Origin of the sequence: Campylobacter sp. LMG 7929, assembly GCF_024723595.1 — a bacterium.
GTDB lineage: Bacteria > Campylobacterota > Campylobacteria > Campylobacterales > Campylobacteraceae > Campylobacter_D.
In genome coordinates, this window is the sequence record NZ_JANQCY010000022.1 from 1 (window position 1) to 6,267 (window position 6,267).

The following is a 6,267-nucleotide window of genomic DNA, read 5'->3' on the forward strand; positions in this document are numbered from 1 at the left end:
AAAAGAGATATAGCTAGTGTTATTGATTATAGAAATATGGTTTGTATTAATAGTAAAAAAAGAAATAAAATCAATAAGTCAAAAAAGTTGGGTATAGAGATTTTTTATAATGAAAAATTTAAAGATTTTATAAATTTAGAAAACGAAGTTTTAGGTAAGTATCATAATACAAAAGCTGTTCACACAAGTGATGAAATGGAGTATTTGAAATCATTTTTTTTAAATAATATTCATCTTTATGAAGCCAGACAAGGCGAACAAATTTTAGCTGGTGTTGTTATTTATGAGTATGATAATGTAATTCATACGCAATATATGGCAAATAGTGATGAAGGTAGAAAAGTTGGGGCACTTGATTTGCTAGTAGATTTTTTAATTAATGAAAAATATGCAGATAGAGAATATTTTGATTTTGGAATTTCTACTGAAAATGGTGGGAAATTTTTAAATCAAGGTTTGATTTCACAAAAGGAAGAATTTGGTGGAAGAGGAATTGTATATGATTTTTATGAGTTATGTATTTAATGTAAAGCATTTTGATCTTTAAAGATTAAAATGCTTTACAAACTATTGATATTTAGTCATATCTTCAAAATTTATTATATAGTCTTTTGGATCATATTTTTTTGATGCTATAACCATTAAAACACAATCTTTACTAAAATCTGTGAATTCTCTCCAGATCATATTTCCTATATACAAACCTTTAGATGGACTATTTAGTTTAATTCTAAATTCTTCTTTCCCATTAGACAGATAAAAGCTACATTGCCCGCTGACGCAAACACAAATTTGCTCCAAATCTTTATGGGCATGTTTACCCCTAATAGCATTTTGATCTAAGTTATAGATATAGTAAATTCTTTTTATTTTGAATGGAATTTCATCGTTTTCTTGTAGTGCGATTAAACTTCCGCTTTCGGTAATATGCTCTTCAAAATTTAATATTTTAATATTTTTCAAATAAATCCCCTTTTTTTAGATTTTGCAAAAAATAATATATTATGATAATATATCTATTTCGTTGAAAAATTGATTAATCTTATAAATTATTTTTATAAAATAAGTTTTTGAAAAATGAGATTATAATGAAAAAAGCAAACAAGAAAAATGTAATTTTACTCGGTGGAAGCAATTCTGTTGCGTTAAATGGTTTAAATTATGGAATTAAAAAGTGGTTAAATAAAGATAAGTATGAATTTTATAATTTAGCTTTAGGAGCTTGCACTGCTGTACAAAATTTGTATGAACTTCATAGGTTAAAAAACCAAAGTATTTTAAAAAATATTGAATTAATTGTTACAGAATCGAATATAAATGAAATTAATCAAAATAGTGAAGTTCATGAAAAATTACCAATAGAAATTATTGCTAGAAATTTAAAATGGTTTTATGAAAAACTTGCAGCATTTCAAACAAAAATATTAGTTTTGATTTTACCATATCCTATCGGAAACTATAAAATTATAAATAAAATACATAAAAAAATGTGCATAGAATATGGTTTTAATTGTATTGATATGCAAGAATATTATGAGTGTAAAAATCTTGTAGAATTTGGCAAAAGAATAGATGTAGCTCATCAACAATTTTCTATTATGAACGAATTGGGAAAAAGGATAGTTTTTAATCTAGAAAATTTTAAATTTTCTAGACCTATAAAATTTTTAGATGAAGAGAAATTATTTAAAATTGTTACTCCCGCAGAGCTAGAGTGTGTAAAAGGGGAGATTTCAAAACAAGTTGTAAAGAATTCATTATTTGAAGAAGTTATTTATAGAATAGATAATTCTACGATTTTAAAATTCCCCAAACACTTTTCAAATTGGAGGATAGTTTCTATACATACATGGAATTCACAAGGAAAATTTGTCAAAGGGGAACATTTAATTAATTATTCAAAATGTATTTTTGAAAATAGAAAATTTAGTTTAAGCAAGGATGTTAATTTTTCAAACCTAGTGGTGGAATTTCATAATGATTTTATTGTTGATGAGGATACTAATATATTTGTATCTAATAATTTTAAACCTGAAGTGGAGGAACATCATCAGGCTGTAAGATTTTGGATGAGTAACTCTAAAATACACAATTATGTAGACCTAGTATCTATTTTTTTAGTTTATTCTGGGTCAAATTGTTATAATATGCGGATAAATTTTAAAAGTCTATTAGCTGAAAATATAGAAATTTCAGAAGAATATAATTTTAATTATATTCTTCCGCCAATAGAACTCTATAAGGAAATTATAGATGAGTATTGTGCCGCAATGGATCCTAAAAAATTTGATTTTTTACAGAAGCAGATCCAAGATTTAAAAAATGAAAGACAAGAATTAGAACAAAATAATAATCAGCAAATTCAAAGTTTAATTATCGAAAAGAATATAATGCAAGATCAAATTTTAAAGTTGCAGAATAATCAAAAATCTGTTTTTATTAAACAACTAACTACAGAGTCAAAAATTATTTCGGATTTAGTTACTTTAAATTTGGCTAAAGCAAGAATCCAAAACCAACTCTCTTATAAACTAGGTCAAGCTATGATAGTAAATTCTAAATCTTTCTTTGGTTATATAAGAATGCCTTTTGTACTATCATATATATATGATAAGCACAAACAAGAACAAAAAATCTATCAGGAAAAGATAAAAAATGATCCATCATTAGCATTACCTCCATTAGAAGATTATCCTGATTATAAAGAGGCTTTAAAAGAAAAAGAATGTTTAACCTACAAATTAGGTCAAGCTCTTATACAAGCTAATAAAATTTGGTATGGGGGGGGGTATATCAAGTTGCTGTTTGAAATTAGGAAGTTGAAAAGAGATTTTAGAAATAAAAAAATTTGATATAATCTTTCTTTTAATTAAAGAGAGATTATGAAAATTTATACTACATCAAAAAAACTAAAGGAAAATGCTAAAAATTTTTATAAAATAGCTCTATATCATGCCTATAAAAACATCACAAAAGAAGATATTTTTTTAGGTTGGGGTAGAAAAAAGTCAGGTTTAAAAGCCGTGGCACTAGCTAAAAAGTATAATATAAAATTTTTACTTTTAGAAGATGGCTTTTTGCGCTCATTAAATTTAGGTGTAGAAAATAGTCCAAGTTTTTCTATCATCAAAGATGATGTGGGAATTTACTATGATGCGACTGCACCATCTAAACTTGAAAATATTTTAAATTCTTATGCGTTTAGCTCTAAAGAATTAGAACAATCAAAAAAAGCTATAGAACTTATAAAAAAAGAAAAGCTTGGCAAGTATAATAATAATCTTTGCGTGCCAAAAGAGCTTTTTGGTTCTAATGAAAAACGCGTATTAATCATCACTCAAGTAGCAAATGACGCTTCTCTTAAATTTGGCTTAGCTGATAATTTTTCAACTCAAGATATCATAAATGATGCTATCAAAGAAAATCCAAATGCTAAAATATACATTAAAATTCATCCCGATGTATTAAGTGGTAAAAAGCAAAGTGATTTTAACGTACAAGATTTGCCAAGTAAATGTCTAGTTATAAAAGAAAATTACAATCCCATAGAATTATTAAGTCATTTTAAGAGAGTCTATACTAAAACTTCTGGCATGGGTTTTGAAGCTTTGATGTTAGAATGCGAATGTGTGTGTTATGGTATGCCATTTTATGCAGGTTGGGGTTTAACTCAAGATAAGTTAGAGTGCAAAAGAAGACTTAAAAAAAGAAGTTTAGAAGAGGTTTTTTATGCTGCTTATATTTTATATAGTGAGTATTTTAATCCTTACTTAAATCAAAAAAGTGATATTTTTGATACTATTCATACCCTAACAAAATATAAAAAGATAGAACAAGCTAATTCTAATACTTTGTATTTTTTAGGTTTTACTTTGTGGAAGCGTTGGTTTATGAAGCCATTTTTTAAAGCTAAAAGTAACAAAATCATTTTTTTAAACTCGCTTGATGAACTTTACAAAGCGAATTTAAATCCTGAGGATAAAATTTTCATTTGGGGTAAAAAGTATGATAAAGCTTTATTAGTCAAAGATTTTAATAATGAAATTTTATTAGTAGAAGATGGCTTTTTGCGCTCGGTTTTTTTAGGTTCAGATCTTACACGCCCTTTTTCTTTGATAATAGATAGTAAAGGCTTGTATGTTGATCCAAGTAAGCCAAGTGATTTAGAAGATATTTTGCAAAATCACATTTTTGATGAGAGTTTAAAACAAAGAGCCAAAAAATTAATTACTACCATCACGCAAAATAAATTTTCAAAGTACAATGGCCTAAAGCATGAAACATTAAATTTTAATACAAATAAAAAAATCATCTTAATCCCTGCTCAAGTAGAAGATGATGCTTCTATGATCTTAGGTGGTGCAGGTTATGATACCTTAAAACTTTTACAAAGTGTAAGAAAGGTCAATGAAAACGCCTTTATAGTTTTTAAACCTCACCCTGATGTATTAAGTGGTAACCGCAAAGGTTTAAAAGATAAAAACATTATTTTAAAATATTGTGATGAGATTATAGAAAATATCAGCATAGATAGTGCTATAAATGCGAGTGATGAAGTTCATACTATAACCTCCACAAGTGGTTTTGACGCTCTTTTGCGTGGCAAAAAAGTAGTGGTATATGGTATGCCTTTTTATGCAGGTTGGGGTTTGACAAGCGATTTGCATGAAATTCCAAGACGCACAAGAGTGCTTAGTTTAGAAGAGCTTGTCGCTGGTGTTTTGATCCTTTATCCAAGATATATCCATCCAAAAAGTAAAAATTTATGTGAAGTTGAGCTTGCTTTAGATATAATGTTAAAAATGCAAAAAGATTATTTTTCTAAATTTTATTTGCGTTGGTTTATGGATATAAGAATTTATATATTAAGAAAAATAAGAAGATTAGTAGAATTTATTTTAATTAGATGAATTTAAGTAAGAAGTTAAAAAAATTTTCTGGTAAAAATGTTTTATTACTCCAAGGACCTGTGGGTGGATTTTTTCGTAAAATTGCTACAAAAATTCCGCAAGCTAAGGTTTATAAAGTAAATTTTAATGGTGGAGATTTTTTCTTTTATCCTTTTAAAAGTATTAATTACACTAAAAGTTTAGCCGAGCTTGAAGACTTTTATAAAAAGCTTTTTGAAGAAAAACAAATTCAAGTTGTTATTATGTACAATGATTGTAGAAAAGTGCATGAAATCGCCATTAGCGTTGCTAAGCAAATGGGTATTGAAGTATGGATTTTTGAAGAAGGTTATATAAGACCAAACTTCATTACTTTTGAAAAAGATGGAGTGAATGCAAACTCGACCTTACCAAGAGAAAAAGAATTTTATCTAAGTCAGAAAAAATTTGATAAAGATTTTAAATTTAAAACTTTCTCAAGAACTTTTAGAAATATGGCCTTTGCTTCGTTTTTATACTGGCTTTTTGCTTTTTTATTTTCTTGGTATTTTAATAATTCTTTACATCATAGAAGTTTAAAATTATTTGATTTTTTACCTTGGCTTTGCTCAGTATATAGAAAAAACAAATACAAAATCACAGAAAAAAGTTTAAATGAAAAAATTCTTTCTTTAAAACAAAAGTATTTTTTAGCTATTTTACAAGTGCATAATGATACTCAACTATCTCATCATTATAAAAAAACTACAGAAAAATTTATAGAAGAGGTAATCATCTCTTTTGCTAATCATGCTAAAGCAAAGTCTTATCTAGTTTTTAAGCACCATCCTATGGATCGTGGCTACAGAGACTATACTAAGCTTATAGAAGATTTGAGTTTAAAATACAATGTCGAGGGTAGAATTTTATATGTACATGATTTGCACTTACCTACGCTCTTAATCAATGCAAGAGGTACTATAGTCATAAATAGCACAGTAGGACTTTCTGCTTTATATCACAATAGCCCTTTAAAAGTTATGGGAAAAGCCTTTTATGATGTAGAAGGTTTGACTTATCAAAAAAGTTTGCATACTTTTTGGAAAGAATGCAGGGCATATAAACCCGATGTTGTTTTGCACGCTAAATTTAGAAATTATGTGATATATAAAACCCAAGTTAATGGGAATTTTTTCAAAAATACTAGTTTGGATTAAATTTTCTTTTTATAGTTTTTTGCAATCTTTTTTAGTTTAAAAGGTAAGCTTAAATACCCTATTTTAAAAGGAGTTCTTGAAGCTTGTAAAAGTGCATTACCTAAAAGATAGGGCAAATGTGTTTTGGCTATTTGAGCATGTTTATAGTCTGCATAAGCTTTTAGTGGCGGTAGATTTTTTTG

At 27.1% G+C, this 6,267-nt stretch carries 5 protein-coding genes and 1 pseudogene; 4 read left to right on the forward strand and 2 right to left on the reverse strand.

Translation table 11 applies throughout. From position 1 onward, the window contains the following. Positions 1-525: GNAT family N-acetyltransferase (locus tag CAMP5118_RS07785; protein ID WP_337217007.1), on the forward strand; the 525-nt coding region annotated here is incomplete at its 5' end. Positions 526-567: 42 nt separating this feature from the next. On the opposite strand, the gene CAMP5118_RS07790 is transcribed toward CAMP5118_RS07785, so the two are convergent. After that, positions 568-963, reverse strand: coding sequence for a sugar 3,4-ketoisomerase (locus tag CAMP5118_RS07790; RefSeq protein ID WP_337217008.1), 396 nt, complete (start codon positions 961-963; stop codon positions 568-570). 125 nt (positions 964-1,088) lie between these two features. Between CAMP5118_RS07790 and CAMP5118_RS07795 the strand changes: the two genes are divergently transcribed. The 3 genes from CAMP5118_RS07795 to kpsS are packed head-to-tail and all read left to right on the forward strand — an operon-like array spanning position 1,089 to position 6,085. Continuing rightward, positions 1,089-2,852, forward strand: a complete 1,764-nt coding sequence (locus CAMP5118_RS07795) for a hypothetical protein (protein ID WP_337217009.1) — start codon at positions 1,089-1,091, stop codon at positions 2,850-2,852. Positions 2,853-2,882: 30 nt separating this feature from the next. Further along, complete coding sequence (locus CAMP5118_RS07800; protein WP_337217010.1) at positions 2,883-4,910, forward strand: capsular polysaccharide biosynthesis protein; 2,028 nt, start codon at positions 2,883-2,885, stop codon at positions 4,908-4,910. Next, positions 4,907-6,085, forward strand: coding sequence for a capsule polysaccharide modification protein KpsS (gene kpsS / locus CAMP5118_RS07805; RefSeq protein ID WP_337217011.1), 1,179 nt, complete (start codon positions 4,907-4,909; stop codon positions 6,083-6,085). The genes CAMP5118_RS07800 and kpsS overlap by 4 nt, the downstream gene beginning before the upstream one ends. Here the strand turns inward: kpsS and CAMP5118_RS07810 are convergent. After that, positions 6,082-6,267: pseudogene (locus CAMP5118_RS07810) on the reverse strand (capsular biosynthesis protein); the annotation flags it as partial. The gene kpsS and the pseudogene CAMP5118_RS07810 sit on opposite strands and share 4 nt — an antisense overlap.

Excerpts from the sequence above, each read along its gene's own strand:
- kpsS (WP_337217011.1), top strand. The coding sequence starts at position 4,907 with ATGAATTTAAGTAAGAAGTTAAAAAAATTTTCTGGTAAAAATGTTTTA.
- CAMP5118_RS07795 (WP_337217009.1), top strand. The coding sequence starts at position 1,089 with ATGAAAAAAGCAAACAAGAAAAATGTAATTTTACTCGGTGGAAGCAAT.
- CAMP5118_RS07800 (WP_337217010.1), top strand. The coding sequence starts at position 2,883 with ATGAAAATTTATACTACATCAAAAAAACTAAAGGAAAATGCTAAAAAT.